Source organism: Streptomyces sp. NPDC002574 (assembly GCF_042889545.1).
Lineage (GTDB): Bacteria > Actinomycetota > Actinomycetes > Streptomycetales > Streptomycetaceae > Actinacidiphila.
In genome coordinates this window covers 50,161-75,974 of the sequence record NZ_JBIARB010000011.1, presented here as the reverse complement: position 1 = coordinate 75,974, position 25,814 = coordinate 50,161, and the positions used below count along the sequence as shown (strand labels likewise).

Below are 25,814 nucleotides of genomic sequence, written 5' to 3'. Positions count from 1 at the left end.
TAGTGCGAGATGCGGAAAACCGATCACTGCCCACATGAACACTGTGATCGGGTCATGTAACACTTTCCCGTACGGAACGCGGTGAGGAGGCGTCGCTCCCGACCCCGCCGGACGCCGAGCGTCCGGGATCGGCATCGCCCGACTGAAGCAGCCAGCAAGGACCATCCGATGCAGCCCTCGGTGTACACGACCGACGCAGGCAGCCCGCAGGGGCTGGTGGGCCGCGATGAGGATGTGGAGCGGGTCGAGCGCCTTCTCGGCTCGGTCGACGCCGGCCGCGCGGTGGTGCTGTCGGGCGAGCCCGGGGTGGGCAAGACGGCGCTGCTCAACGTGCTCGCCCAGCGGGCGCTGACCGCCGGTGCCAGGGTGCTGCGCGCGGGAGGCACGGCGCCCGAGAGCGACGTCGCGTACTCGGGGCTCAACCAGCTGCTCTTCCCTCTCTGGGAGGAGAATCCAGGGACCTTGGAAGGTGTGCACCGGGAGGCACTGCGGGTGGCGCTGGGCTTCGGCAGCGGAACGCCGCCCGAGCCGTTCCTGGTCTCCAACGCCACCTTGGTGCTGCTCCGCGGTGCGGCCGCCCAGACGCCGATTCTGCTGATCGTCGACGACCTCCAGTGGGTGGACCCGGCCAGCGCGGCCGTGCTGCACTTCGTGGCACGCCGGCTCTCGGGCAGCCGCGTCACGTGCCTGGCGGCCACCCACCGGGGAGTGCGTGGCCTTCCCGGGGGCGACGGACGGGTCGAACACGAGGTCCGGCCCTTGGACGAGGAGGCGTCGCGGCTCCTGGCCGGCATCCGCCATCCGGATCTCGCCGGACCGGCCCTGGACTGCGTCATCGCCGCCGCGCAGGGCAATCCGCTGGCGCTGGTGGAACTCCCCACCGCGTTGAGCGGACCGCAGCGTGCCGGGGTGGAGCGCCTGCCCGACCCGCTGCCGCTCAGTCGTCGCCTCCGCGAGGCCTTCGGCCCGCGCGTGGCGGCGCTGCCCGCGGCCACCCGTCGTCTGCTGCTGGTGTCCGCACTGGAGGAGACGGGGGACGTCGCCGTTCTGCAAGCCGCCGCACGACGGCTCTGTTCCGAGACCGGCCTGGCGGAGCTCGAGGCCGCCGAGCGCCACGGGCTCGTGCACACCGACCAGTTGGGCCATCGCCTGGGATTCCGGCACCCCATGATCCGAACCGCGGTTCTCGAGGCGTCCACGGCCACCGAGCGCCGTGCCGTGCACCGCGAACTCGCCGAAGTGCTGCGCGGATGGCCCGACCGGCGCGCGTACCACCTGGGGGAGGCGTGCGTGGAACTGAACGAGGGCGTCGCCGCTCTGCTGGAGGACAGCGCTCAGCGCCTCGTGCGGCGGGGCGACGCCACGGCGGCGATCCGGGCCCTGACCAAGGCCGCGCACCTGACTCCCGGCATGGCCGACCGTGCGCGCCGGCTCTCCGCGGCCGCCTACGTACGGGCTGACGCATCGGGGGAGTTGGGCACGGCATCCCGGCTCCTGGACGATGCCAGGCGAGTCGGCACCGACGAGCGCGCGGTCCTCTACTCGGCCGCCGTCGCGGTCCACCGGCTGCTCAATGGCGACGGGGACATCGACACCGCCCACCAGATGCTCTTCAAGGCGATCGACAGCCTCGATCGTTCCCACGGTGCCTGCGATCCCGCCCTGGACGAGGCGCTCTACCTGCTCCTGCTGCTGTGCTGCCTGGGCGGCCGCCGGGAACTGTGGGTCCCGATGCGGAGGATCCTGGACCGGCTGGGGTCCGACGTGCATCCCCTGCTGGCGGTGTACGTCGCCACCCAAGGCGACCCCGCGCGCACCGCCATGGCCGCGTTGCCCGACCTGGAGGAGCTCATCGCCGGGTTGCCCCAGGAGACCGCTCCTTCGCGCATCACCCGGATCGGCGCGGTCAGCATCGCCGCCGACCGGTTCGCCGACGTGCGTGACGCCGTCTCGCGCATCTCCCCCCAAGGACGCAAGCAGATCGTCGTCCTTCCCCTCCTGTGCACGGACGCGTTTCTGACGGGCCGGTGGGACGAGGCGCTGGAACTGGCCGACCGAGGACTGCGGCTGTGCGCGGAGCTGTCCTTCGAAGCCGTCTCCTGGTACTTCCACTACTACAGGGCCGCGGTCGCGGCGGCGCGCGGTGACCACGGCACCGCCGGAGAGGCGGCGGATGTGATGGCCGCGTGGGGGACGTCGCGTGGCGCGCTCCATCCGGTGACCCTGGCGGAACACGTCCGCGTGCTGATCCGGCAGGCCGAGGGTGACTTCGAACGCGCCTACGCGCACGCGGCGGCCATCAGTCCACCCGGTCAACTGGCCCCGTACACCCCTGTGGCACTGCACGTGGTGATGGATCTGGTGGAGGCGGCGGTCCGCACCAACCGGCGGACCGAGGCGGCCGCCCATGTGGACGCCGTCCGGAGCGCGGGGATCACGGCGCTCTCCCCGCGAAGGGCCATGCTCGTCGACGCCTCGGCCGCCATCGCCGCCGAAGAGGACGAGACCGCGATCGAGTTGTTCGGGCGGGCGCTGTCGTACCCCGGCGTCCAGCAGTGGCCCTTCGACCTGGCACGCGTCACCCTGGCCCACGGCGAACGCCTTCGCAAGGCGCGGCTGACCACCGAGGCCAGGGCCTCGCTGCGCGCGGCCCTGGCGACCTTCGAGGAACTCGGGGCCCGGCCATGGGCGGACCGGGCGAGCCGCACGCTGCAGGCGAGCGGAGGGACGAGCAAGCGGGCCGAGGGACCGGAGCCCGTCATGCTCACCGCGCAGGAGCAGGAGATCGCCCACCTTGCCGCCTCCGGCCTGACCAACAAGCAGATCGCCGAGCGGCTCTACCTCTCCCCCCGCACTGTGGGGGGCCACCTGGGCCGGATCTTCCCCAAACTCGGGATCACCTCCCGCGCGGCACTGCGCGACGCCCTGCTGAGCCTGGGCCGGCGATAGCCGCGAGCGGCAGCCGCCTTCCCGCCGCGGCGGGCGGGACTGCATGAATGGGCAAGGGACCGTGCGTCACGGAGCAAGGGGCTGAAGCAGTCCCGCACCTACGGTCGACAGTGGCCCGCCCTCAAGGGGCCCCTGGGATGACCGTGAAGGAGTGACGCCGATGACGTACATGGACGAGTTCGAGGAGGAGGAGCGGGGCGACAGGCAGCCGGGTCACCATCTGGCGTTGGCAGGGATCCTGGGGGCCCTGGCCGTCTGCGCGGTGAGCGCGGTGTGCGCGATCCTGCCGTTGCACCATCCGAGTTTCGCGTGCGGCCTCGCGCCGCTGGTCACCGCCGGAGCGGTGGCCATCGTGCTGGCGCGTCTGAAGAACAGGTACCGCTCCACGGCGACGCGGGCGCGTGCGGTGTCCGACACCGTCCGGCGGGTCCTGCTGCGGCCGCTCCCCAAGCGCATCGGCGCCCTGGGAATCGCCTCCGTCTACCGTCCGTGCGGTGGCCGGGGCGAGGTCGGTGGCGACCTGTACGCGGTCGCGCGGACGGGCGGTGCGACACGCCTGATCATCGGGGACGTGTGCGGCAAGGGGCTGCCCACGTTCGAGGACGTCGCGGCCGTGCTCGGGGCCTTCCGGGAATGGGCCCCGCGCGCCGCCACCTTGACCGAGTTGTCAGGGCGTCTGGAGGAGAGCTTCCTGCGTCACCTCGCCGAGACCGAGGACGGGGCCCGCGACACGGACGAGCGCTTCGTGACCGCTCTCCTCCTGGAAGTACCGGACGGCGAGCGGCACGTCCGCATGGTCAATCGCGGACATCCGCCGCCGGTAAGGGCACACCGGGGTTCCGTCGCCCTCGTCTCGTGCTGCTCCTCGCCCCCGCTGGGCCTGCACGGTCTGCAGGACCTGGGTGCCGACGAGGACTGCTTCGAACTGGCCGCAGGGGACGCGCTCCTGCTCTACACCGACGGGCTGATCGAGGCCCGCGACGCCTCCGGGCACTGCTATCCGCTGCTGGAGCGCGCGCCGGCGTGGAACTGGATCCGGCAGGACACGGCCCGTCACCAATCCCTGCCGGACGCCCTCTCGGAGATCCTCCAGGATCTCGTCGCTCACGCCGGAGCGCTCCCGGAGGACGATCTCGCGATGGTCGCACTGACGCGGGTCCCCGATGCCGCCGCGCTTCCCCGGCCGGCCGGGCAGGCCGGCCGCGAAAGCGACGGGCAACTGCAGACGGACTGACCGACCACCGACCCGGTGGGAGAACGGACCGGCGTCCCGCGGTGAACCGCACCGCGGGGCGCCGCCCTGCTGCCGTCGTCATGGCCACCGGCTCGTCGCCAAGAAGCGCGAGATGTCCAGTGCGCATTCCGTGACCTGCCGGGCGAGGTCCTCCACACGGTCGGAGGTCAACCTCTGCGTCGGCCCCCCCAGGGTCACCGCGGCCGTCACGCTGCCATCCGTGGCATAGACGGGGGCGGCCACGGCGTTCAGGCCCAACTCCTGCTCCTCGCGGGCGAATGTCCAGCCCCTGAGCCGGATCTCGTGCAGTTGCCGGTGCAGGGCCTCCGGTTCGACGACGGTTCTGCGGGTGAAGGCGGTCGGCCCGTCGTCCAGTACGAGCTCGAGGGCATGCGGCTCATAGGCCATGAAGACCATGCCCGCGGCACTGCCGCACAGAGGCTTCACCTGGCCGACGTAGCCGTGGGGAGTGAGCGGGTGCAGGGAGTTCGCCCACACCACCGTCACCTGGTCGCGGTGTTGCCGGATCTGGAGGCCGCAGCACTCGCCGGTCCTGTCGCGGAGCGCCGCCACCGCGGGCCGGGCCGCTGTCATGAGGTCCGAGGCCACGTCCGCCGACGCCGACCACCGGATCACCCGCAGACCGACACTGTAGAAAACCCCCTCGTGCTGGAGCACGTTCTCCTCGACCAGGGCGTGCAGGATTCCCGTCAACGTCGATGACGGCATGCCGGTCATGCGGACGATTTCCGAAGCGTGCAAGCACGGGGTGTCGACGGAGAAGCAATCCATGATGCGGGACGACTTCTGGAGGACTTGTGCAGCGGAATTCACGTCATCTCTCTGCGGGCTTGCCATGTTCTCGGCCTCCGTGTGTCGTGTCACCGGGATCGAAGTGCCGCTCCCGGCGGACGGGCCATGCCTTCATGGTGCCCGCAAATATTCCGCGTCTACCCTGCGGAAAGCCCGACGGCCTTGTTTCCTTTGGTGTTCTTCGGATTCCTTTCCCGGGGACTGCGCGCAGGAGCAAGAAGCCGTGCACCGTGAGGCAAGGAACCCGGAAATGCCCGCACCTACGGTTGAGACACATGTGCCCGGAACGGCCGCAAAGGAGCGACGCCGATGACGGACGGGAAAAAGGGGGAAGGCTTGGTGACGCGGCTGGTACCGGACGAGTTGTGGGTCCTTTTCCGGCAGGTGGTGCCGCCGACCGAGGTGGTGCGCTCGCAGGGCGGCGGCCGGCGGCGGGCGGGTGACCGTGAGGTCCTGGCCGCCATCATCTTCGTGGCCACGGCCGGGTGCACCTGGCGGCAGCTCCCGCCGGTGTTCGGCCCCGCCTGGCCCACGGTCTACCGGCGTTTCACCCAGTGGAGCCGGGACCAGGTCTGGTCCCGGCTCCACGAATTCGTCCGTCGCGAACCCGGTGCCCGATGCGAACTGGACTGGCCCTGCTTCGCGATCACATCTGTCGGCGTCCGGGCGGCGGAAGAGGGTCCGTCCGGTCGGGAGCCGGTGGGCGGTCCGGAGTAGAAGTCCTACGCGTCCGGGTCCCAGTCCACGAGCCGGTCGAAGACACGTCGGTCGCCGTCCAGCTTCAGGGAGTCCAGGGGGACACGGCCGTACAGGGCCATCACCAGCTCATGGGCCGTGCCCCGCGCGGAGGCGTCGGCCGTGTCCGGGCCCTCGCCGGCAGCGGGGATGCGGGCGATCCGTGCGCCGTCGGCGGACAGCCGGACGCGCCAGGAACGCCCCTCGGTGGCGTGGTACTCGACGACGGCGGGCTCGTGCGGCCAGGCGGCCGTCGTCGAGCAGCAGGTGAACAGGAACTCGTCGACACCGTCGAGCGCGATCTCGTCCGGCAGGGGCTGCGGTGCCCCCACAGTGAGTTGGGCATCGTAGGTGTGCACCGCGAACTGCTGGAGCTGGTGCCGGGCGACGGCACCGCAGGTCTGCGGCGACTGCGACGCACCCCACCACGTCCAGCAACCGCGATCCGGGCCGGCCTCGCGCAGTGCGTCCAGCAACTCCTGCGTCGACGCGGCCAGCCAGGCCACCTGTGCCTCGCGCTCCCGGGGCACGGCCGGTGCACCCTCCGGTGCGGACTTGCCCGGGGCGTCGGGCCCCGCGGCGATGGTGGCGGCCCAGGCGCGGCGCCCGTCGCCCATGTGCTGCACCAGATCGAACAGCGTCCACTCGGGGCAGGTCGGCACCTGCACGTCGAGGCTGGGCACGGAGGCGACCGCGACGCGAAAGGCGGTCGATCGTTCGTCGATCAGCCGCAGCAGATCGGGGAACTCCAGAGTCTTGTCCACCGGGGCTGTCTATCACTGCGGTCCGGCGACCGGACAGCGATTTTTCGCAGTCCCGCGCACCTCCGGATGATGCTATGGTGCTGAAAGAGGGGTCATTTTGTCCTGCTATCGGCTAATACCCTCCTTGCGTCCCCAGGGGTGGTTCGGCCGGGCATGTCCTCAGAGGGAAGCGGAACATGCAGCAGACTCAGAGCATTCCGGAAACGTATCTCGGCGTCGGTTACACGAGGGACAAGGCCGGCCTTCCCCTGGAGGCGGTACGTGTTTCCGTCCCGCGGCCGACGGGCGACGAGGTCCTGATCCGCGTCGCCGCCTCGTCGCTGAACCCGCTGGAATACAAGCTGGCCGATCTCAACTTCATGGGGCGCACACCACCTGTTGCTCTCGGTCTCGATCTCGCCGGCGTGGTGGCCGCCGTGGGCCGGGACGTGAGCGGCGTGAGCGTCGGTGACGCGGTGGCCGCCATGGCCGACCTGAACGGTGACGGCGGCTGGAGCGCCACGGGCGGGAGTGGAGGCGAGGGCGGCTATGCCGTCAGTCGCCGATTCCTCACCGCCCGCAAGCCGCCGTCCTTGAGCTTTCGCGATGCGGCGGCGCTGCCGATGGCCTTCCTGTCCGCCTTCGCGGGTCTGTACCCGGCCGTCCAGGGCGGGGACACGGTCTACGTGCCCGGAGGTGGGGGCGGCGTCGGGCATCTCGCCGTGCAGATGGCGTCGCGCGCTCTGGGTGCCGGACTGGTCATCAGCAGCGGCAGCACGCCGCAATCGATCGCACTGGCCCGGGACTCCGGCGCCCAGCACGTCTTCGACTACAAGCGCGAGGACATCCCGGCGAAGATCGCCGGGCTGACGAGCGGCCGGGGCGTCGATGTGGTCTTCGACGCCACCTACAGCGAGCAGGGCTTCGTGGAGACCGCGAAGACCGTGCGGCGAGGCGGGAGTTGGATCGTGCTCGGCGTCGGTCCCGGCAGGACGACCCGCCTGGTCGAGACGCACAGCCCGGTGGACGCCATCCTGGCCGAGCGCGGCGCCGAGCACGTCAACGTCAACTTGCTGCGCTACTTCTCGGAACCCGCCACGCTCGACAGCGAGGCCCAGGCGTTCCTCCAGCGCGGGATGGCCCTGGCGATGGAATGGGCGGCGCGGGGACTTGTCGTCCCGCACATCAGCCAGACCGTCGACAGCACGGTGGAGGCGATCAGCGCGGCCCTGCAGTCGCTCAAGTCGGGCCACGGCGCGGTGGGCAAGGTGGCGGTGATCGTGGATCACGGCCTGACCAGGGAGAAGTGACGGGTCGTCAGGAGGGTGGGGAGCGTCGGGCCGGCTGCCGAGGTGCCGCTCAGGGCCGGCGGCGCGCGAGGATGATTCCCCCCAGCCGGCTCTCGGCAGAGGTGAGCGTCCTGTGCGTCTCGACGGCGAAACCGGCCTCTTCGAGCCAGCCCATCATGCGGGCGTGCTGCCGGCGATGGACGTAGACCTTCATCGGATGACCGCCGTAGCCCTCGGTCTTCAGCCGTGACTCGTCACCGACGTGGAAGCTGAGCAGCAGCGGCCCGCCGGGCCGGAGCACCCGGCGGAAATGGGCGAGAACCGCGCCGATCTCGTCGTCGGGGATGTGGATCAGCGAGTACCAGGCGATCAGGCCGGCCACCGAGCCGTCGGCCAGGGCGAGGTCCGTCATGGAGCCCGGATCGAACCGCACACCGGGGTGATCACGCCGGGCCACGTCGAGCATTCCCGGGGAAAGGTCGATGCCGAAGACATCCACGTCCAGTTGCCGCAGATGGCCCGTGATCCTGCCCGTGCCGCACCCCACGTCCGCGACGGGTCCCGCGCCCCTCGTACGCACCAGGTCGGCGAACAGGGCCAGGACCGCGCGCTCCTCGGGCGATTCGTCCAGGAGGTGCCGTGTCAGGTCGGCGTAGCTGTCGGCGACCGTGTCGTACGACGTCCGTGTGTCCGCCAGCCAGTCGTCCGGGTTCAGTCCGTTTCCCACCGGCCGCAGGGTACCCCGCCGGTCGACCTCTCGTACGGGAACGCGAAGGCCCCCTCCGGACGGGGAGGGGGGCCTTGTGCTGCGGGCGTGCCTCCTGTGGGGCTGCTGTCGGCTCAGATCGTCGGCGTCTCGTCGATGGTCTCCTGGTGCGGCTCCAGGACGAACCGCCAGCCGGCGCTGGGCTCCATGAACCGCACGCGGGTCGGGTAGATGTCCAGGGCGCGGCGGTCGCGGTTCTGGCCGCCTGTGCTCTTCCGTCCGCGGGTCGGCTCTTCGTACAGGTCGATCTTGACGTCCGGCACCGCGACGACTTCCTCGTTCCAGCGCTGGACGATGCCCGCGCCGAACGCCTCCCTCGCGGCGTTGTAGAGCGACTCCAGGGACGCCTGGTTCCCTTCGGGGACGAAGAGGGCGAGGTTCAGGAGGACGCCGGCGCTCCGGAGCACCTCGATTTCCTCACCGGCCTTGTCGGCGACCCATATTCCACGTTCCTCGGCATTGTCCGGAAGAACGTGGATCTCCTGACCGAAGACCGTCCTCGCGGTGAAGGAACCACCCTCGAAACTCTTCCCCGGCTTCGTGAGCGAAGCGGGGGCGTAGCATGCGAGGGTGAGATCGTCCATCTCCGCCGAGACGAAGATCTCCGCCCCGAGGCCCAATTCCGAGACCTCCTCGGTCGTGAGACGTCGGGCCATAACCTTCTCGGTGTTCACGTTGCAACCTTTCTTTGTATGCCACGAACAGATGGAAGAGTCGCTGCTCGTGACTCGGCCACGGCGCACCGGCCGGTCCGGCGGTGACCCAGGGTCGAGTGGTGTGAGGGGCGGAGCGCGTCGCTCGGCGCCGCTGCCCCGGACAAGATCCCAGACGCGGACCCGGGCAGCAACTCCGCATAGGGAAAGGCCGCGTGGGCCGCATTGTGTCGGGGCACCGCGCCGGATTCCCCGTACAAAACGCCGCGCGAGTCCCCGAAGGGCTTTCCCGGCGGGGAGTTCGATGTCAGGACTGCCGCCGGAACCGACCTTCCTCGCACGGCCCGCGGGCGAAGGCGTGTCCACGGCCGCCTCCACCGAAGTCCACGGCCGTGAGCATGCGACCACCGAGTGCGTGTCGTCGGCGCAGGGTCGTCGACGGGACCGGCAGACGACATCGAGGTGGTGGTCACGCAGGGAAGCCTAGAACACCCGTCCGACAATGCCCGGTGCCCGGCGCCGGGGGTACGTCGCCGCGCCCTACGCACGCGCGGGGGTGTGCTCCGGGCATCCGATGCCGGGAGCACACCCCCGCGGGGAGGCGCGTGTCGCGCGGTGTCCTGCCCGGTCAGGGGATCCGTACGGTCACGGACGTGCCGGGCTTGAGGGTGAGGTGCTTGCGGAAGCCGCCCGCGCGCAGTTCGGTCGTCGTCCCGCCGGTGCTGCGCACGGTCGCCTGGGTCACCTTCCCGTTGCGCCAGGACAGGTCGACCTCGAAGCCGCCGCGTGCGCCGACCCCGCGCACCGAACCCTTGGCGGCCCAGGCGTGGGGAAGCGCGGGGAGCAGTTCGATGACGCCCGGCCGGGAGTAGAGGATCATCTCCAGCGCCGCGGTGGCGCCGCCCAGGTTCGCGTCGATCTGGAAGATCGTGTAGCTGCCCTGGCTGTACATGTCGAACCAGTTGGCCGCGGTGCCGTTGCCGTTGGAGATCGACGGCCGCAGGACCGTCAGGTAGAGCTGGTAGGCCTTCTCCGCGTCCTTCAGCCGGGACCAGCACAGCGAGCGCCACGCGCACGCCCAGCCGAAGCTGTCCATTCCGCGGGCGGTGAGCAGCGCACGGACGCCTTCGAGGAGCGCGGGCGGGCTGGTGTCGGCGGCGATCCGGTCGCCCGGGTAGAAGCCGATCAGCGGGGACAGGTGCCGGTGGGTGACCTCGCCGAGGTTGTCCGGGCTCATCCATTCCTCGAGCCAGCCGGACTTCGGGCTGACCCGGGGCAGGTACAGCTTGGCCTGCATCGCGCTCAGCTCGGCGGCGAGCCCGGTGTCCCGCTGGAGCACCCGCGAGGCGGTGGTGAACTCCTCGAAGAGCTCCCACGCCAGTTCCTGCCCGTACGTGTTGCCCTTCCCGTCCGGGCCGTGCTCCGGCGACCAGGCGGTGTCGTCGATCAGGACGTCGTGCGACGTTCCGTCCGGGTCGGTGACGGTGGTGCCGATCAGGCGCGCCTGCCAGAACTCCGCCGCCCCCTTGAGGACGGGGTAGATCAGCTCCAGGTACGCGCGGTCCTGGCTGTACTCGTAGTGCCGCCACAGCGAGTTGCACAGCCAGGCGTTGCCTGAGGGGTGCCAGACCCAGCCGCTGCCGCCGTGGATGTTGGTGGAGAACGCGACCGCCCAGCCGGCGATCTTCCCGGTGCTGTTGCGGAACCGGTTGCGGTCGTTGTTGTACAGCCGCTCGGTGACGTCGGTCCAGACCGGCAGTTGGGACACGCAGTACCGGGCGAGGGCGTACGCGTTCTCGCCCAGGCCGGCCGGGTCGGCGAGCCAGTAGTTCATCTGGACGTTGATGTCGGTGTGGTAGTCGGCGTACCAGTCCGGGTTGTTGTTGTGCACCCAGATGCCCTGCAGGTTCATCGGCAGCCAGTCACGGGAGCCGGTGATGGTCAGGTAGCGGCCGTACTGGACATAGGCGGCCTCGAGCTCCGGGTCCGGTGTGGAGGTGTCGGTGTACCGCACGGCGATGCGGGACCAGGAGTCCAGGGACCGCTGCAGCGCCGACGACTCACCCAGGTCGATCGAGAACCGGTCGTAGAGCCGGTGGTAGTCGGACACATGGGTCTGCAGCAGCCGGCTGCCGGACACCTTCGCCGCCGCGGCGACCTTGGCACGGGCCACGGCGAGGGGATCGGTGGCCGGCTCGCGGAAGTCCTTCGCGGCGTCGGGGGAGTAGTCGGTGCCGCCGCACACCACGATCAGCAGCTCACGGCAGCCGGCGAAGGTGAGCTTGTCGCCGTCCACACCGACCCGGCCCGTGGCACTGACCGCGGTGACCGCCGCGGCGTAGCGCAGGCCGTTCTTGAGCTTCCCGCTGAAGGAGAGCTGCCCGTTGCCGCCCGCGGTGGTCTCGTCGTGCGTGCCGGCCAGCGAGATCGTCCCGGTGTGCGGGCCGCCGGTGAGCCGGACGACGACGACGTCGTCGGGGTGGCTGGCGTAGACCTCGCGCCGGTGCAGGTTGCCTTCGTGCTCATACGTCGCCGAGACCACGCCATTGCTCAGGTCGAGCCGGCGACGGTATGTGCTCACCGCGTCGCCGGAGTGGCCGGGCAGCGCGATCCGGAGCTTGGCCAGCAGGCCGAAGCTGCCGAAGTCGTCAGGACCGTAGGGGAGCTGGCCGTCGTCGGTGAGGGTGTCGTTGGTGCCGCCGGTCCAGAACGCGCCGTCGGTCAGGTAGAGGAAGTCGTCCGCCGGGTCGCAACCGACCAGCGCGCCCATTCGGCCGTTGCCGACCGGAAGGGCCTCTTGGATGATGCGTGCCTCGTTGGCGGGCGTGCGGTACCAGATCGTCGTTGCCTTGCCCTCCGGGACGATGTCCACGCTGGACGGGCGGACGGGTTCGGCGTGCGCGGCGAACGGAGGGAGGCCGCCCGACAGGGCGAGACCTCCGCCGGTGACCGTGGCGAGGCGGAGGAAGTCGCGGCGGGAGGAAGCGGACACGGCAAGCGTTCCTTTCCCAGGGTTGCAGGAGCCCACAAGAAGTATTCATAAATAATCAACTTGTCTCGGCCACGTCAACGGCTGGTGCCGAATTAACCCGACCTTTCTCGTGGTCATGGTTGAGGTTGTGCCTATTTAGTCCGCAATTTGCCCACGATCAGGGCGGGTTCGGGTCATCGGTGGTCCGAGTAGATCGGATGTCTGTCGCCGCATGCGCGGGGCGGTGCCCGCAGGCCGACCGCAACCCGGTGGCGTCCGGGCGGGGAGTCGGCAAGGCTTGCGCGCATGGTTTCGGTAGTGCAGAACGTGGCGATCGACTGTGCGGACGCCTATGAACTGGCCCGGTTCTGGAGTGCGGTGACCGGCCGCCCGCTGCATCCGGAGAGCGGGCCGGGTGACCGGGAGACCCAAGTGCTGTCGGCGGAGGGCCCGGTGCTGCACTTCAACCAGGTGCCCGAGTCCAGGACGACCAAGAACCGGATCCATCTGTGCCTGCGCCCGGAGACCTCGCGCGAGCAGGAGGTGGAACGGCTCCTGGAGCTCGGTGCTTCCTTCGTCGCCGATCACCGCAATCCCGACGGCTCCGGCTGGGCGGTCCTCGCCGACCCTGAAGGCAACGAGTTCTGCGTCCTCCGCAGCGACTCCGACCGGGCCGCGACGGTTTCCTGAAGCCACCTCGGGTGCCCTACCCGGGGCCGGTGCACAGGCCCGAGGTCAGTGCCGCGCGGGCCCACTCCTCCCAGGTGTCGGGGGACCAGCCGCGGTCGCGCACGAAGACCAGGTACAGCTCGGGGCTGAGCAGCCCGTACAGCAGGTCGGCGGCGCGCACGACGTCGACGTCGGGGCGGACGTCGGGCTTGGGGATCAGCGCCTTCGCCGCGGCGAGCTGGACGGTGTAGCGCGGGTCCGGGTCGGCGGCCCACTCCGCGGCGATCTGCGGGTCGGTGGCCGCGGCGGCGGCGATCAGCGGCATGATCGGGCCGACCCGGCCGAGAATCTCCCGCACTCCCCTTACGTGGGCGCGCAGTTGGCCGGCCGCGGTGGGCTCGGCGCACGCGGCGCGGAACCAGGGGCGGTCCATTGTGGCGATTGGTTCGGCGTCGCCGGCGATGGACGTGTCGACAACGTCCTTGAACAGCGCGCGCTTGGTGCGGAACACGAAGTAGACGGTCTGGACGGCCACCCCGGCGCGGTCGGCGACCTCCTGAAGGCTCGTCGCCCCGTAGCCCTGGGCGACGAACAGCTCCCGCGCGGCCGCGACGATCTTCTCGCGGGTGCGCCGCGAGCGCTCGGCCCGCTTGTCGGGTGGCTTGACGGCCCGTTTGTCGGACCCCTTGACCGCGTCCATGCCGGAAGTCTATCTCTAGAGTCAGTCACTAGAGTTGGACTCTAGATTCTTGGAGGGCAGTGATGAGGGAGACTCGCACGGCTGCGGAGCTCGACCAAGAGGCAGCTGTTCGCGGCGCGTTGGAGGACTGGTACCGGGACGGCAAGCCGCCGTGGGACAGCGGCGTCACCCCGCCCGAGCTGGTCGCCCTGGTGGAGGGGGCCCACGCGCTGACGCCCGGTCGCGTCCTCGAACTCGGCTGCGGCACCGGGACCAACGCGGTCTACCTGGCCCGGCGCGGCTGGCGGGTGGAAGCCGTCGACCTGGTCGACCGCGCGGTCCGGCAGGCCCGGGAGAAGGCCGATGCGGCGGGGGTGGACATCACGGTCCTGTGCGGGGACGCCACCCGGCTGGACGAGGTGGGGGTGCCCGGCCCGTACGACCTCTTCTTCGATCTGAGCTGCTACTGCGGCATTCCGCCGCACCGACGCGACGCCTACGCGGCCGGTCTGACGACGCGCTCCGCCCCGGGAGCGCGGCTGCTCATGTTCGGGTACGGACCCGACGGCCCCGAGGATGTGATCTCCGGCGTCACCGCGGACGAACTCCGCGCCAGGTTCGCCGGGTGGGAGCTGGCCGACGTGACACCGGGCACGAACCCGTTCCCGACCTTCTGGTTCACGCTGCTCCGCGTCGCCGACCCGGCCTGATCCGCCGCCTCCTGGCGCGCCGTCAGTGGAGTCGGTCGCCGGGGAAGGAACGGACCGGGTGGAGGGTGAAGGTGAACACTCCGGCCTTCACACCGGGGTCCTCGGCCATGATGCTGCGGGCGGTGTCGGGATCGGCGTCGAGGATGCCGATGCCGCGGACCTCGCTGTCGTCCGTGACGGGACACACGATGTTGAGGAGGCCGTCGGCGCGCAAGGCGAAGTTGCGGCGGGCGTGCTCCCAGATCACCGGGCCGGCCTCGGCCGTCCCGTACGCGGGCCCGGCTTCGAGGATCACCGCGGTGTACTCCTTCGAGCCGGCCATCCCGGCGCGCATGTCGTCGTCGCTGACGTGCTGGACCATGCCGTACTCCCCTCCGCGGCCGATTGCGGCCGGGTCGGTGCGGTCGAACCGGACGACGCCCCCGTACCTGTCGGTTGTGCGGCACGGCGCAGCACGGCGTCGAGGACAGTGTGACGGAGGCGGTGGGCCGCACGACGGGAGAAGGCAGGAACCGCCGTTCGCTCGCGGAGGAGACGGGGCCGCGACCTAGCGGGGAGCCGGCGTCAGTCCCGTGCACTGCCGCAACTGCTCGTGGCGGGTAGTGATGAGTTCTGCCGCCGCGCCCGTCTGCGGGACCGGCACGCCGTGCCCGTCCACGAGCGCGGGAGCGAAGGCGGCCGCGGTGACCGCGCCGTGCGTCACGGTCAGGGTCGTCACGCCGGTCTCGTCGGAGTGCGGGTACGGAGAGGAGCCGTACCAGAGGAAGTTGCCGAAGCCGTAGGCGACGTAGGTCGGACCGAGCATGCCGGAGCCGAGCATGACGTGGGCGTGGGTGCCGACCACGGCCGTGGCGCCCGCGGCGGACAACTCGGCGGCGATGGACCGCTGCTCGGAGCCGGGACAGCTCTGCCCTTCCGTGCCCCAGTGCAGGTAGACCACGATGACATCGGCCCGCGCCCGCGCGGCGCGGACCGCGCTCACGAGCCGCGGCCGGTCCAGGGCCGAGGCGATTCCCGGTCTACCCGGACCCGCGCGGAACCGGTCGTTCGTGAGGTCCTGGACCTGACTCGCGGCGAGCACGGCGAGGCGGACGCCGTTGACCTCGGTGACGTAGGGCCGGTACGCCTCGGTGTCGTCGGCGCCGATGCCCACGACCGGTATCGGTGAGTCCTGTGCGGCGGCAAGGGTGTCGCTCAGGCCTTGGGGGCCGTAGTCGACCGCGTGGTTGTTGGCCATCGTGACCGCGTCGACGCCCGAGCGGCGCAAGGCGTCCAGGGCCCGCGGCGGGGTCCGGAAGTGGTACAGCTTCGGCTCCGGTGTCCCGCGCGTGGTGATCGCCGACTCCAGGTTGACCATGGAGAAGTCGGCGGCCGACAGCACGGGGGACAGCGGGCCGAGGGCGGGGTCGACCCCCAGCCGTCCCGCGGTGCGCTGGGTGAAGTGCACATCACCGGCGAAGGCGAGGGTGACCGTGCCGGCGGGCTCGCGGTGACGGGCGGAGGCCGTGGTGGACGGCTCGACGAGCGTCGACGCCTTGACGCGTGCCGGGGCGGCGTCGTCGGCGGGAGTGCCGCCGCGCCCCGACGTCAGGTACGCGGTCGCCGCGGCGGCCACGACGACCGCGGCGGCGCCCAGCGCGGCGTTCCGGCGGCGGCGGCGCTGCCGGGTGCGGAGGGCGGCATGGCGCGAGCGCGGTTCATGCATCGGACAACTGTACGATCGATTCGTTCATGACGTTCCAGGGGTCCCGGGACATTTCGTTCCTTGGGCACGCCCGGTCGGGCACATGGGCGGCCGACACCCAGGCTGAGTGCCGCATGCGATCGGCGTGAGCGCACGCGATCACGGAACGGCAACGACTTCGGGGCCGCGCCGCGCACCCGGGGTACCGGCCTCGTTCAGTGCCGTCGCCTGCCGCCGGCCGGGCGGGGGCCGAGGCGCTGTCCGCTCACGGCCTCGTACGTCGCGGCCAGGGCCTTTCCGGACCGCTCGGGATGGCGCTGGGCGATGCCGATGAACAGGCAGTCGATGACGGTCAGCTGGGCGATCCGGCTGGCCATGGCGCCCGACCGGAACGTGGTCTCGCGCGCCGCCGTGGTCAGCACGTGGTCGGAGACCTCGGTGATCGGCGAGCGGGGGAAGTTGGTGAGGGACACCGTGGTGGCCCCGTGCCGCCGGGCCACCCGCAGCGCCTCGACGGTATCGGCCGTCGCGCCGGTGTGCGAGAGCCCGAAGGCCACGTCCCCGGGGCCGAGCACCGCCGCTGAGGTCAGCATGATCTGCGTGTCGCTCCAGGCGAAGCCGACCCGTCCGATCCGGTGCAGCTTCTGCTGGAAGTCGGCGGCCACGAAGGCGCTCGCACCCACTCCGTACACGTCGACGCGCCCCGCGCGCGCCATCGCGTCGACCACGTCGCCGAGGACCGCCACGTCCAGCTGCGCGCCGGTCTCCTCCACCGCCCGGGCGTCGGCGAAGGCGACCTTGCCGACGATGCCGGCGAGGTCGTCGGCGGACGTGATGTCGCTGCCCGGGTGGCTCCCGCCGTGTGTCCCGGCGCGGCCGGCCTCGGCGGCCATCGCGATCCGCAGCGCGGGGTAGCCGTCGAGGCCGATCGCCTTGCAGAACCGGATCACCGTGGTCTCGCTGGTGCCCGCCGCCGCGGCCGCCTCGGAGATGCTCCGCCGGGCCGTGAGCGCGGGGCTGTCCAGCACCGCCCGGGCGACCCGCTGCTCCGCCCGGGCGAGGCCGGGCAGGAGCGAGCGGATGCGCACCAGGAGGCTGGAGTCCCGCAGGTCGTCGGCCGTGCTCTCGGATACCACGCGGGAAACGTACTGAGGGAGCTCTCCGCGGGTCAACGCGCGGCCAACGGCTCCACGGCGGTGGTCAGTGCCGCCCGTCCGCCGGCAGTGCCTGCCAGCCGGCCGAGGTCAGCGGGGCGCCGGGCCTGTCGCCGTTCAGCAGCACGTGCGAGCCGTCGGTGACCCGCAGCCCGCTGAGGTTCACACCGCGCCCCTCGTAGACCGAGTCGGTGGTGTAGCGCCAGCGCAGTTCGAGACCGGACGCGGCGTCCGGGAGCTCGGCGTGCACCCGCCACCAGGCGCGTACGTCCTGGCCCGACAGCGCGGTGACGCCGTCGACGGGGGCGCCGGGACCGGTGACGTGGAGCGTCACGGGGAGCCAGGTGTCGCCGCCGTCGGAGCTGGCCTCGAGGCGGACGAGGTCCGTGGACTCGGTGTTGACGAAGGTCCTGAAGTCGACGTCGACCGTCCCGGAGGCGTCGAGCGGACCGGTGGTCAGCGTGCTGGTGGCGCCGCCGCCCTGCCCGGAGAACCACGAGCGGCCGCCGCCCGGCGCCTCGACCGGCATCGCCTGGGCGAGGGCCTGCGCGATACCGCGCCGGGCGGGGTTGGTGGAGGGGGTGTTGCGCGTCGCGTGCACCCGGTTGGTCAGCAGGACGGCGAACGACCGCGACTCGGGGTCGATCACCAGCGAGGTCCCGGTGAAGCCGGTGTGGCCCAGCGTGCGCGGACCGGACAGCCCGCCCATGTACCAGATCTGGTCCAGCTCGAAGCCGAGACCGTGGGAGTCGCCGGGGAAGGCCTGGTTGAAGTTCTCCTCCAGCAGTGAGACACCCTCACGGCTGAGGATCCGGTGGTTCCGGTAGGTCCCGCCGTTGAGGATGGCCTGGGCCAGCACGGCGAGGTCGTCGACGGTCGAGAAGACGCCCGCGTGCCCGGCGACGCCGCCCATGGCCCAGGCGTTCTCGTCGTGCACCTGACCGTGCACCAGACCCCGCGCGGGGCTGGTCTCGTACTCGGTCGCGGCGATCCGGGACAGCTTCGAGGCCGGCGGGTTGTAACCGGTGTCGGTCATGCGCAGCGGTCCCGTGATGCCCTCGTGGACGAGGGTGTCGAGGTTCCGCCCCGTCACCTTCTGCAGCACCAGCTGCATGGTGAGCATGTTGAGGTCGGAGTAGGTGTAGGTGGTTCCCGCCGGGTTCACCGGCGTGGTGTCCATGATCGCCTTCACCCGCGACGGGATGTCGGGGTAGCCCTGCCACAGCGCCGGCTCGGGGTCGGGCGCGAGGCCGGAGGTGTGGGTGAGCAGCTGCCTGATGGTGATGGCGCCCTTGCCGTTCACCGCGAACTCGGGCAGGTACTCGGCGACCGGGGCGTCGAGCCGGATGCTCCCGGCCTCCAGCTGCTGGACGGCGACCAGGGAGGTGAACAGCTTCGACAGCGACGCCAGATCGTAGATGGTGTCGGTGCGGGCGGGTATCCACTGGTCCTCGGGCAGCTCGGTCTGCGGGGCCGAGTAGCGCATGGCGTACCCGGTGGCGCCGCGCTCGACGACCTTGCCGTCATGGACCATCAGGCTCGTGGCACCCGGGAAGAGATAACCGGCCCCGCTCGCCGGGTCGGTCCATGCGGCGACCTGCTGATCGAAGGCGGAGATCGGGGCCGGCAGGAGCCCCGCGGCCCGGGGGGAAGCCGGTCGCAGCACGGTGCTCGCGGGCGCGAACCCGGAGTACGGCTGGTCGAAGCGGCCGCCGCCGTGGGTCCCGGCCGTGACGGCCGCGTCGGCCGGCAGGGCGAAGGCGGTCACCAGGGCTGATGCCGCGGTGAGTGCGATGACTGGAATCCGCATGGGTACCTCGTCGGTGAGGGGATGGGTTCGCTGTGCGGCGCGCCTCCGGTGCACCGGCATGGGGACCGGCCCGGAGGTTGAAACTTAGTTACTAACTCGGAGCGATGTTCGTAAGTTAGTAACCAAATGAAGGGTGGTCAACATGCTTGCCACCGCTTCCTGCCGCAACGCGTCCAGGGCTCGCACGAGGGCCGGGGATCCTCGGCGGGACCAATCGGGGCGAGTCGGATGTGTGGTCACCGGACGCCGAACGCCTTCCGCAGGAGGGCGCCGAACTCGCCGGGGTGCGTGGTCAGGCCGATGTGGCCGCCGGGGAAGTGCACTACCTGCGAGCCCAGTCGCCCGGCCAGGGCGGTGGTCGCGCGGTACGGAAGCTCGCCGTGCGAGTCCCGGCCACCGGCGAGCACGAGCCGGTCCGACAGTGCCGCCAGGTGGTGGACATCGGGGGCGTAGGACATGAAGACGGGCATGACACGCCCCACGAAGTACGGCAGGTCGGCCATGGTCCGCTCGGCCCGGGCGGCCGCTTGCGGCGTGAGCTCGATCCCGGCCTTCGGCTCGGCGGTGTCGTCGTCCCTCCTCGGCCCCGCGGCGAACACGGCCATCGCCGGGACGAGCCCTTGCTCGCGGCGGTCCGGGATGCCCGGTGCGCATTGTCATTAAATCGGCTCAATGAGTGGCATTGTCGGTGTGCACCGGCGTGCTGCGGCAGCGTTCCGATGCATCCCTGTATCCGTTGACGGTCACAGGAGGCGACGGAAGGCTGGGGACGATGTTCGGGCGAAGGAAATTGCTCCTGGCCGGTGCCTTGGGCGGCGCGGCCGTGCTTCCACGGGATGTTCCGGGAGCCCGCGCGAACGCGTCGCGGGCCCACGAGGCGGCACTGTGCCCGGACATCCCGCTGACCCACACCCCCCGGCTGACGAGGTACGTCGACCCGCTCCCCGTGCCGTTGACCGCCGTCCCGGATCCTTCCGCCTATCCGGGCGCCGACTACTACGAGATCACGATGCGGCAGAGCTCGTGGAGCTTCCACCGGGACCTCCGGCCGGCCACGGTGTGGGGCTACTGGGCCAACAACCCGCACGATCCGCACCGGCCGACCGGCATGGGCTATCTCGGGCCGACCATCGGCGTGACCACGGACCAGCCGACGGTCGTCAAGTACCGCAACGAGCTCCCGACCACCCACCTGTTCCAGTTCGTGATCGACGCCATTCGCAGCGGGTGCTCCGAGCTCACCCCGACCCCTCCGCCTCCCTACAAGGCCACGTTGCCCTTCCCCCCGAATGTCAACGTGTGGAACGTGGTGCACCAGCACGGCGGTTTCACGGCGCCCCAGTCCGACGGCATGCCGATGCAGTCGTTCAGTTCGGACGGCATCCATGCGGCGGACTACACCACTTTGGACCCGGGTCGGGTCAAACCCAACGAGGCGATCTCCGCCTACACCAATCACGACCGTTCGTGCATGCTCTGGTACCACGATCACGGCATGGGAATGACGAGCCTCAACGTCTACGCGGGACTTGCCGGTCTCTGGCTCATTCGCGACCCCGCCGACGAGCGGCTCGGGCTGCCGCGAGGCGAATTCGAGGTCCCCCTCATCCTGCAGGACCGGACGTTCCACGCGGACGGCTCGCTCGCCTACACCATGACCCTGCGCGAAGGCGAGGACACCCCGGTCGTCAACGGGAAGGCGTACCCCTACCTGGCCGTCGAGCCGCGGCGCTACCGACTGCGCCTTCTCAACGCCTCGAACGAGCGCTTCTGGCGGCTGAGGTTCGAGACCGATCCCAAGGACGCGCTGCCGCAGGCCACACTCCCGTTCTGGCTGATCGGCACCGACGGCGGGTTCCGTGCTCCGTTGCAGATGCTGAACTTCCTCATCTCACCGGCCGAACGGTACGACCTGATCGTCGACTTCGGTCAGGTGCCCCCGGGCACGAACGTCAGGTTGACGAACTACCACGCGCCCGTCCACTACCCCGGAATGCCCGGCCTGGGACCGGTCATCCGGGAGATCATGGAGTTCCAGGTCACCAAGCCACTGTCCGGGGGCGCGGACAGGACGAGGCCGCCCAAGGAACTCCGGCTGCCGAAGGTCCCGCTCGTCAGCCCGAAACCGCGCACCCGCAGGCGGCAATGGGTCACGTACCAGCACAAGCTCTTCAGGACGATGACGTTCAACGCGCTGCCGTTCGAGGCGCCGTCGGAGGACTTCATCACGGAGGGATCGTCCGAGATCTGGGAGTACATCAATCCCAACCACGACGCCCACCCGATGCATGTCCACCTCGTCAACTTCCAGGTGCTGAACAGGCAGCCCATCGACGCGGTCGCCTACCAGGCGGACTACGAGAAATGGATCGACGGCGGCCGCCGACCGGAGGACCTGCCGGTGCTGGAGGACTACTTCACCGGCCCGCCGATTCCGCCGGACCCGGACGAAGCACGGTCCAGGAAGGACACGTTCAAGTCCTATCCGGAGACGGTGACCAGGATCCTCATCGACGAGTTCACCCCGCCGACGGCCACGATCGCGTCGATTCCGGGCAGCGGCGCCGAACTTCCGGCGACGTACATCCACCACTGCCACATTCTCGAGCACGAGGACGACGACCTGATGCGCCCCTGGACGATCGTCCGCGAGGGCCACGACGGGCACGGCCATGACGGCCACGGCGGGCACGGCCACGGGCACTGAGGCTGCGGACGCGGCGGCACCGGTCGCCCACCGGGCCCGTACGGGTACCCCGGCCCCGACGGAGGCGGTCAGGACCGTGGCACCCGCTGATCGACGTGGGGTCAGACCGTGCTGACGACCTCGTCGTAGGCCAGTCGCGGGCCGCGGGCGAACCAGGCGTCCTCACCAGGGTTGCCGATGTTGACAACGGCCAGGACCGAGTGGTTCCCGTCGGGGAAGAACTCCTTGGTGACCGCGTCCGCGTCGAAGCCCGTCATCGGGCCGGCGGCGAGGCCGGCGGCGCGCACGCCGATGATGAAGTAGCCGACCTGGAGCGCCGCGTTGAGGGCGGCGGAGTGCTCCCGGACCGGGCGCTCGGCGAAGAACATGTCCTTGGCCTGCGGGAAGTGCGGGAAGACCACGGGCAGCTTCTCGTGGAACTCGTTGTCGGCGGCGAGGACGGCGACCAGCGGCGCGGTCTCCGTCTTCTTCTTGTTGCCTTCCGCCATGTGCTGCACCAGGCGGTCCCGGGCGTCCTCGGAGCGGACCAGAACCACGCGCAGGGGCTGCTGGTTCATGGAGGTGGGTCCGTACTTCACCAGATCGTAGATGTCCTGGACCTGCTCGTCGGTGACGGGCGTGTCGGTGAACGTATTGGCGGTACGGGCCTCGCGGAAGAGCAGGTCCTGGGCCGCGGGGTCGAGCGCGAGCGTCATGGCGGGTCCTTCTGTCGGTTCTGGCGGTTGGGGGGCTGCGCGGGGTCCCGAACGGTGCCGGCCGGTCCTGGCCGGCCAGAACGGGGCTCCCGCGCCGAGCAGGTACACCGCGGTGGCGGTGGCTCCGGCCAGTCCCCACAGGAGGTGCCGGGACACGACGCGCGCCGGCAACCCGCTGAGGACGGCGCAGAGGCCGACCGTGGGCAGGTGGAACGCGGCCCGGACACGGCTGGTGTGCGTGCCGGGCGCGCCAGGGGCCGCACCGGGCCGCCGTGAGCGGTGGCCCCGACGGCGACGAAGGTCACCGTGGCCCCGGTGAGCAGGGCCATCGCCTCCGTGGCGGTCGGCGCACCCCGTGCGGAAGTGGTGACCGCGCCGGCGGTCCACAGCGCCAGGGCGTACCCGTGGGGAGCGGCGCCGGCTGCCACGACGCCTTGGACAAAGCCGCGGTGTCCGCGCGAAGTCGTCATGGTCGCTCACTCCCGGAACTGGTCGGGGCGGCCGCCGCGGGCGGCGGCCTTCCCGGTTCACCAGCATCGGAAGATTCGCGGGCGCGAGCATCACCCATTCAAGGGATCCTCGCGGCCACGTGGGTCAGGGACGGTCGCTGCCGTCGTGCTCCATGACCAGCCGGGTCAACTCGACCCGTGTGTTGATGCCCAGCTTGGTGAAAACGTGTTTCAGGTGAGTGTTGACGGTGTGGACGGACAGGTACAGGCGGTCGGCCACGGCACGGTTGGTCAGCCCGTCCGCGACGAGGTGCACCACCTTCAACTCCGAGTCGGTCAGGGCGTCCCACCCCGTGGTGTCGGCCGTCCGCCGCGCCACGGGGAAGGCACGGACACCGACGTCGCGGAGCCGGTGCCGGATCCGCTCGTGGTCGTGGGCGGCTCCGACCGCGGAGAGCAGCCGTGCGGCCTCCTCCAGCGGCGCCACCGCGGAATCGCCCTGGCCGTGCGCGATCAGGTGGGCACCCAGGTCCTCGCACGCCGCCGCGAACACGGCCTGCCTGGGGCCTTCCCGGTAGGCGTTCACCGCGGTCAGCAGGTCGGCGCCCTCGTCGTGCAGCAGGCCGTCGATGTGGTGCCGTACCGCGTGGACGATGCCCGGGCCGCTGTCCGTCAGGGAGCGCACCACCGCGGCCACCGCCTCGGCCGTCGTGCGGTCACCACCCTGCAGGGCGGTGCGGGCGATGAACGGCCACTGCCCCGGCGGGACCGACAGCAGCCACGCGGTCCGGTCGCCCTGGGGGACGGCGGCGAGTGCCCCGGCCGCTTCGGCGGTCCGTCCCTCCGCCTCGAAGAGGCGGGCCCGGGCAAGGGCCGTCCACGTCGCGTACGACGTCGCGCCGGGCGCGTCGGCCGGCGCGGCCCGCACATGCGCCCGGGCCCGGGCGAGGTCACCGCGTGCCGTCTCGATGCACGCCAGCACGGCGTGGGCGAGCGGAAGGGCCCGGATGATCTCCAGCTCGCCGGCGACGGACAGACACGCCTCTGCCTCGGCCGCCGCGTCGTCCAGCGCGCCCCTCTCCAGCAGCACGACGGACCGGCAGGCGTGCCAGTAGGGGAGCGACCAGCCCGGGCCGCGCTCCTCGGCGTGCCGGCGCCCCTCCCGGAGCACCTGTTCGGCGTCCTCCAGCCGGTCGCCCGAGGTGAGGACGATGCTGAGCCACAGGGCGGGGATGCGCGGCGGCCGCAGCCGCAGGCCGTCGGTGGACGTGGACATGGACGCGGTGCGGCGGGTGGCGTCCTCCGCCAGTCCGAGGGCCTGGGACAGGTGCCCGCGGTAGAAGGCCGTCTGGGACCTGAACACCAGCGCGCTGACGACGATCGCGGGGTCGTCGCTGCGGTGGGCCGCCTCGACCAGCCCCGTGTCCGTGGCCTCGGCGGCCTCGATCTCGCCGCGGTAGATGTGGCCGGTCGCCTTGGCCTTCAGGAGACGGACGTACAGGTCGTCGGGAAGGCCGGGCATGTCCAGTGCCCGCTGGAGGTGCCTCATGGCCGCGGCGTCGTCGCCCGCCGCCTGGTGGACCTCGCCGCCGACGAGTCGCAGAGCGGCTTCCTGCGCCGGTTCCAGACCGTCGGCGATCGTGGCTTCGACCAGTTCGATCGCCTCGTGCACGCGGCGGGTCCATCCGAGGAGCTCGGCCGCCTCGGTGAGCAGTTCGACCCGGCGGGAGTCCGAGGAGGGCAGCAGGGCGGCGGCCTCGCGCGCCAGGTCCGCGGCGGCGGCGGGGGCCGTGCGCGCCAGTTCCCGCACCGCCGAGCGCAGCGTGCCGAGCGAACGGTCGTCCAGCGATCCTCCCGCGAGCATCATGTGCCAGACGACCTCGGCCTGGTGTGCGCCCGCGTCCCGGAGGATGCCCACCGCCTCCTGGTGCAGGGCGGAGCGCACCGGCAGGGAGAGGTCGTCATGGACGGCCTGCCGGATGAGGTCGTGCCGGAAGGCGAAGCGACGCCCCACCGGCGTCAGGAGTTCCGCGGTGCGGGCGCTGTCGACGGCGGACAGCAGGGCGCCCACCGGTTTGCCCAGGATCCTGGCCACGGTGACGAGGTCGAATTCACGGCCGAGCACCGAACCGACCTGCAGCAGCCGCACCGCGTCGCCGGGCAGCCGGTCCAGTCTCGCCTCGACACTGCGGCGGAAGCCCGCCGGTATCTGCCGGCTCACGGGGGTCGCCATGCCGTCCTGGACCGTGATCGCGTCGGCGTCGCGCAGCGATCTCAGCAGTTCGGTCGCCAGGAAGGGATTGCCGGCGCTGCCGTGCAGCAGGTGCAGCAGCGCGGCGGTGGGAGGCGCTCCGAGGGCATCGGCCGCGATCTGCCGCAGAGCGGCCGCGGTCAACGGTGCCAGGGTGATCACCTTGGCGTCCGCGTCGTGCAGGGCGTCGACGAGGCGTGCGACCTCGCCCCTTCCGGAGCCGGGCCGGGCGGCGACGACCCACAGGATCGGCGCGTCGCTGAGCCGGTCCGGCAGCGTCCGCAGGGCGAACAGGGTGGCGGGGTCGGCCCACTGCGCGTCGTCGACGAGCACGGCGACCGGTGCACGGCGGGCCTGTGTCTGCAGGGTGTTCGCGATCCCGTCCAGCAGCCACAGGCGCTGGTCGTCGGTCTCCGGGACCGGCCCGCGCGATCCGGCGCCGTGCACCGCGGCATCGAGTGCGGCCAAGGGCGCGTACCGGTCGAACTCGTCGGCCCGCACCCACAGCACCCGCACACCGCGGCCGCGCGCCAGGTTGCCCGACCAGGACAGCAACTCCGTCTTGCCCGTCCCGGGCGCGCCCTCGATCAGTACGGACGCGCTCGCCCCGTGCAGCACCGCCTCCACGCTCGCCCTGAGCACCGCGAGCTGCCCGTCCCGGCCCCGGAGGTGCACATGGGTCATGGTCGTCCGGCCTGCGTGTGGGGGGTGCGCATGCCCGCAAGGATGCCGCAACGCCCCATTCACCTCAACGTCGATCCCTTTGCCGGGGGCGAATTCACCCGGGTGATTTCGCCCCCCGGGATCTCCCTTTCACCCTGTCGGCATCCAGGCTCCGAAGCGTCCCAACCGC

The 25,814-nt window shown here is 71.1% G+C and carries 18 protein-coding genes and 2 pseudogenes; 7 read left to right on the top strand and 13 right to left on the bottom strand.

Going from position 1 to position 25,814, the window contains the following annotated elements:
* Positions 1-168: 168 nt before the first annotated feature.
* Positions 169-2,949: an ATP-binding protein gene (locus tag ACFYXS_RS26510; RefSeq protein ID WP_389252444.1), complete on the top strand. Its 2,781-nt coding sequence runs from the start codon at positions 169-171 to the stop codon at positions 2,947-2,949.
* A 160-nt stretch (positions 2,950-3,109) separates the two neighbouring features.
* Entirely contained in the window at positions 3,110-4,183 is a 1,074-nt protein-coding gene (locus ACFYXS_RS26505; protein ID WP_389252442.1) for a PP2C family protein-serine/threonine phosphatase, read from the top strand.
* 78 nt (positions 4,184-4,261) lie between these two features.
* Here ACFYXS_RS26505 and ACFYXS_RS26500 read toward each other — a convergent pair whose 3' ends face one another.
* Positions 4,262-5,041 (bottom strand): IclR family transcriptional regulator, encoded by a 780-nt coding sequence (locus tag ACFYXS_RS26500; RefSeq protein WP_389252440.1) that lies wholly within the window; start codon positions 5,039-5,041, stop codon positions 4,262-4,264.
* Positions 5,042-5,305: 264 nt separating this feature from the next.
* Between ACFYXS_RS26500 and ACFYXS_RS26495 the strand changes: the two are divergent.
* Positions 5,306-5,695, top strand: a pseudogene (locus tag ACFYXS_RS26495) (transposase); the annotation flags it as partial.
* Between the two features lie 23 nt (positions 5,696-5,718).
* On the opposite strand, the gene ACFYXS_RS26490 reads toward ACFYXS_RS26495, so the two are convergent.
* On the bottom strand, positions 5,719-6,495 hold the full coding sequence (locus ACFYXS_RS26490) for a maleylpyruvate isomerase family mycothiol-dependent enzyme (protein ID WP_389252437.1): 777 nt from the start codon (positions 6,493-6,495) through the stop codon (positions 5,719-5,721).
* A 176-nt stretch (positions 6,496-6,671) separates the two neighbouring features.
* On the opposite strand from ACFYXS_RS26490, the gene ACFYXS_RS26485 reads away from it, so the two are divergent.
* Complete coding sequence (locus ACFYXS_RS26485) at positions 6,672-7,784, top strand: zinc-binding alcohol dehydrogenase family protein (RefSeq protein ID WP_389252435.1); 1,113 nt, start codon at positions 6,672-6,674, stop codon at positions 7,782-7,784.
* Between the two features lie 49 nt (positions 7,785-7,833).
* On the opposite strand, the gene ACFYXS_RS26480 is transcribed toward ACFYXS_RS26485, so the two are convergent.
* The 3 genes from ACFYXS_RS26480 to ACFYXS_RS26470 all read right to left on the bottom strand — a co-directional run bounded on the left by ACFYXS_RS26480 (position 7,834) and on the right by ACFYXS_RS26470 (position 12,174).
* Positions 7,834-8,478, bottom strand: coding sequence for a class I SAM-dependent DNA methyltransferase (locus tag ACFYXS_RS26480; protein ID WP_389252916.1), 645 nt, complete (start codon positions 8,476-8,478; stop codon positions 7,834-7,836).
* A gap of 125 nt (positions 8,479-8,603) precedes the next feature.
* Positions 8,604-9,203: a hypothetical protein gene (locus tag ACFYXS_RS26475; protein ID WP_389252433.1), complete on the bottom strand. Its 600-nt coding sequence runs from the start codon at positions 9,201-9,203 to the stop codon at positions 8,604-8,606.
* Between the two features lie 607 nt (positions 9,204-9,810).
* Positions 9,811-12,174 (bottom strand): glycoside hydrolase N-terminal domain-containing protein, encoded by a 2,364-nt coding sequence (locus ACFYXS_RS26470; RefSeq protein ID WP_389252431.1) that lies wholly within the window; start codon positions 12,172-12,174, stop codon positions 9,811-9,813.
* A gap of 285 nt (positions 12,175-12,459) precedes the next feature.
* On the opposite strand from ACFYXS_RS26470, the gene ACFYXS_RS26465 reads away from it, so the two are divergent.
* Positions 12,460-12,843 carry a VOC family protein gene (locus tag ACFYXS_RS26465; RefSeq protein ID WP_389252429.1) on the top strand — a complete coding sequence of 128 codons (384 nt, stop codon included), beginning with the start codon at positions 12,460-12,462 and terminating at the stop codon, positions 12,841-12,843.
* Positions 12,844-12,859: 16 nt separating this feature from the next.
* Here ACFYXS_RS26465 and ACFYXS_RS26460 read toward each other — a convergent pair whose 3' ends face one another.
* Positions 12,860-13,522, bottom strand: a complete 663-nt coding sequence (locus tag ACFYXS_RS26460) for a TetR/AcrR family transcriptional regulator (RefSeq protein WP_389252427.1) — start codon at positions 13,520-13,522, stop codon at positions 12,860-12,862.
* A gap of 62 nt (positions 13,523-13,584) precedes the next feature.
* Between ACFYXS_RS26460 and ACFYXS_RS26455 the strand changes: the two genes are divergently transcribed.
* Positions 13,585-14,211 (top strand): class I SAM-dependent methyltransferase, encoded by a 627-nt coding sequence (locus ACFYXS_RS26455; RefSeq protein WP_389252425.1) that lies wholly within the window; start codon positions 13,585-13,587, stop codon positions 14,209-14,211.
* Between the two features lie 22 nt (positions 14,212-14,233).
* Here ACFYXS_RS26455 and ACFYXS_RS26450 read toward each other — a convergent pair whose 3' ends face one another.
* The 5 genes and pseudogenes from ACFYXS_RS26450 to ACFYXS_RS26430 all read right to left on the bottom strand — a co-directional run.
* The gene (locus ACFYXS_RS26450; RefSeq protein ID WP_389252423.1) at positions 14,234-14,572 is read right to left on the bottom strand and encodes a hypothetical protein; all 339 of its coding nucleotides are present in this window, start codon (positions 14,570-14,572) and stop codon (positions 14,234-14,236) included.
* Positions 14,573-14,758: 186 nt separating this feature from the next.
* Complete coding sequence (locus ACFYXS_RS26445) at positions 14,759-15,916, bottom strand: CapA family protein (protein ID WP_389252421.1); 1,158 nt, start codon at positions 15,914-15,916, stop codon at positions 14,759-14,761.
* 194 nt (positions 15,917-16,110) lie between these two features.
* The gene (locus ACFYXS_RS26440) at positions 16,111-17,031 is read right to left on the bottom strand and encodes a MurR/RpiR family transcriptional regulator (protein WP_389252419.1); all 921 of its coding nucleotides are present in this window, start codon (positions 17,029-17,031) and stop codon (positions 16,111-16,113) included.
* Positions 17,032-17,095: 64 nt separating this feature from the next.
* Positions 17,096-18,859 (bottom strand): serine hydrolase, encoded by a 1,764-nt coding sequence (locus tag ACFYXS_RS26435; protein WP_389252417.1) that lies wholly within the window; start codon positions 18,857-18,859, stop codon positions 17,096-17,098.
* A 236-nt stretch (positions 18,860-19,095) separates the two neighbouring features.
* Positions 19,096-19,488: pseudogene (locus ACFYXS_RS26430) on the bottom strand (alpha/beta hydrolase); the annotation flags it as partial.
* Between the two features lie 194 nt (positions 19,489-19,682).
* Here ACFYXS_RS26430 and ACFYXS_RS26425 point away from each other — a divergent pair.
* Complete coding sequence (locus ACFYXS_RS26425; RefSeq protein ID WP_389252415.1) at positions 19,683-21,566, top strand: multicopper oxidase family protein; 1,884 nt, start codon at positions 19,683-19,685, stop codon at positions 21,564-21,566.
* 101 nt (positions 21,567-21,667) lie between these two features.
* Here ACFYXS_RS26425 and ACFYXS_RS26420 read toward each other — a convergent pair whose 3' ends face one another.
* Together ACFYXS_RS26420 and ACFYXS_RS26415 are read right to left on the bottom strand one after the other, a co-directional pair.
* Positions 21,668-22,261: a malonic semialdehyde reductase gene (locus tag ACFYXS_RS26420; RefSeq protein WP_389252413.1), complete on the bottom strand. Its 594-nt coding sequence runs from the start codon at positions 22,259-22,261 to the stop codon at positions 21,668-21,670.
* 594 nt (positions 22,262-22,855) lie between these two features.
* Positions 22,856-25,645, bottom strand: coding sequence for an ATP-binding protein (locus ACFYXS_RS26415; RefSeq protein WP_389252410.1), 2,790 nt, complete (start codon positions 25,643-25,645; stop codon positions 22,856-22,858).
* Positions 25,646-25,814: the final 169 nt, after the last annotated feature.

Bases quoted from the DNA above. Each gene is read 5' to 3' on its own strand.
- ACFYXS_RS26465 (WP_389252429.1), top strand. From the start codon at position 12,460: ATGGTTTCGGTAGTGCAGAACGTGGCGATCGACTGTGCGGACGCCTAT.
- ACFYXS_RS26505 (WP_389252442.1), top strand. From the start codon at position 3,110: ATGACGTACATGGACGAGTTCGAGGAGGAGGAGCGGGGCGACAGGCAG.
- ACFYXS_RS26415 (WP_389252410.1), bottom strand. From the start codon at position 25,645: ATGACCCATGTGCACCTCCGGGGCCGGGACGGGCAGCTCGCGGTGCTC.
- ACFYXS_RS26420 (WP_389252413.1), bottom strand. From the start codon at position 22,261: ATGACGCTCGCGCTCGACCCCGCGGCCCAGGACCTGCTCTTCCGCGAG.
- ACFYXS_RS26510 (WP_389252444.1), top strand. From the start codon at position 169: ATGCAGCCCTCGGTGTACACGACCGACGCAGGCAGCCCGCAGGGGCTG.
- ACFYXS_RS26460 (WP_389252427.1), bottom strand. From the start codon at position 13,522: ATGGACGCGGTCAAGGGGTCCGACAAACGGGCCGTCAAGCCACCCGAC.
- ACFYXS_RS26445 (WP_389252421.1), bottom strand. From the start codon at position 15,916: ATGCATGAACCGCGCTCGCGCCATGCCGCCCTCCGCACCCGGCAGCGC.
- ACFYXS_RS26450 (WP_389252423.1), bottom strand. From the start codon at position 14,572: ATGGTCCAGCACGTCAGCGACGACGACATGCGCGCCGGGATGGCCGGC.
- ACFYXS_RS26455 (WP_389252425.1), top strand. From the start codon at position 13,585: ATGAGGGAGACTCGCACGGCTGCGGAGCTCGACCAAGAGGCAGCTGTT.
- ACFYXS_RS26500 (WP_389252440.1), bottom strand. From the start codon at position 5,041: ATGGCAAGCCCGCAGAGAGATGACGTGAATTCCGCTGCACAAGTCCTC.
- ACFYXS_RS26485 (WP_389252435.1), top strand. From the start codon at position 6,672: ATGCAGCAGACTCAGAGCATTCCGGAAACGTATCTCGGCGTCGGTTAC.
- ACFYXS_RS26435 (WP_389252417.1), bottom strand. From the start codon at position 18,859: ATGCGGATTCCAGTCATCGCACTCACCGCGGCATCAGCCCTGGTGACC.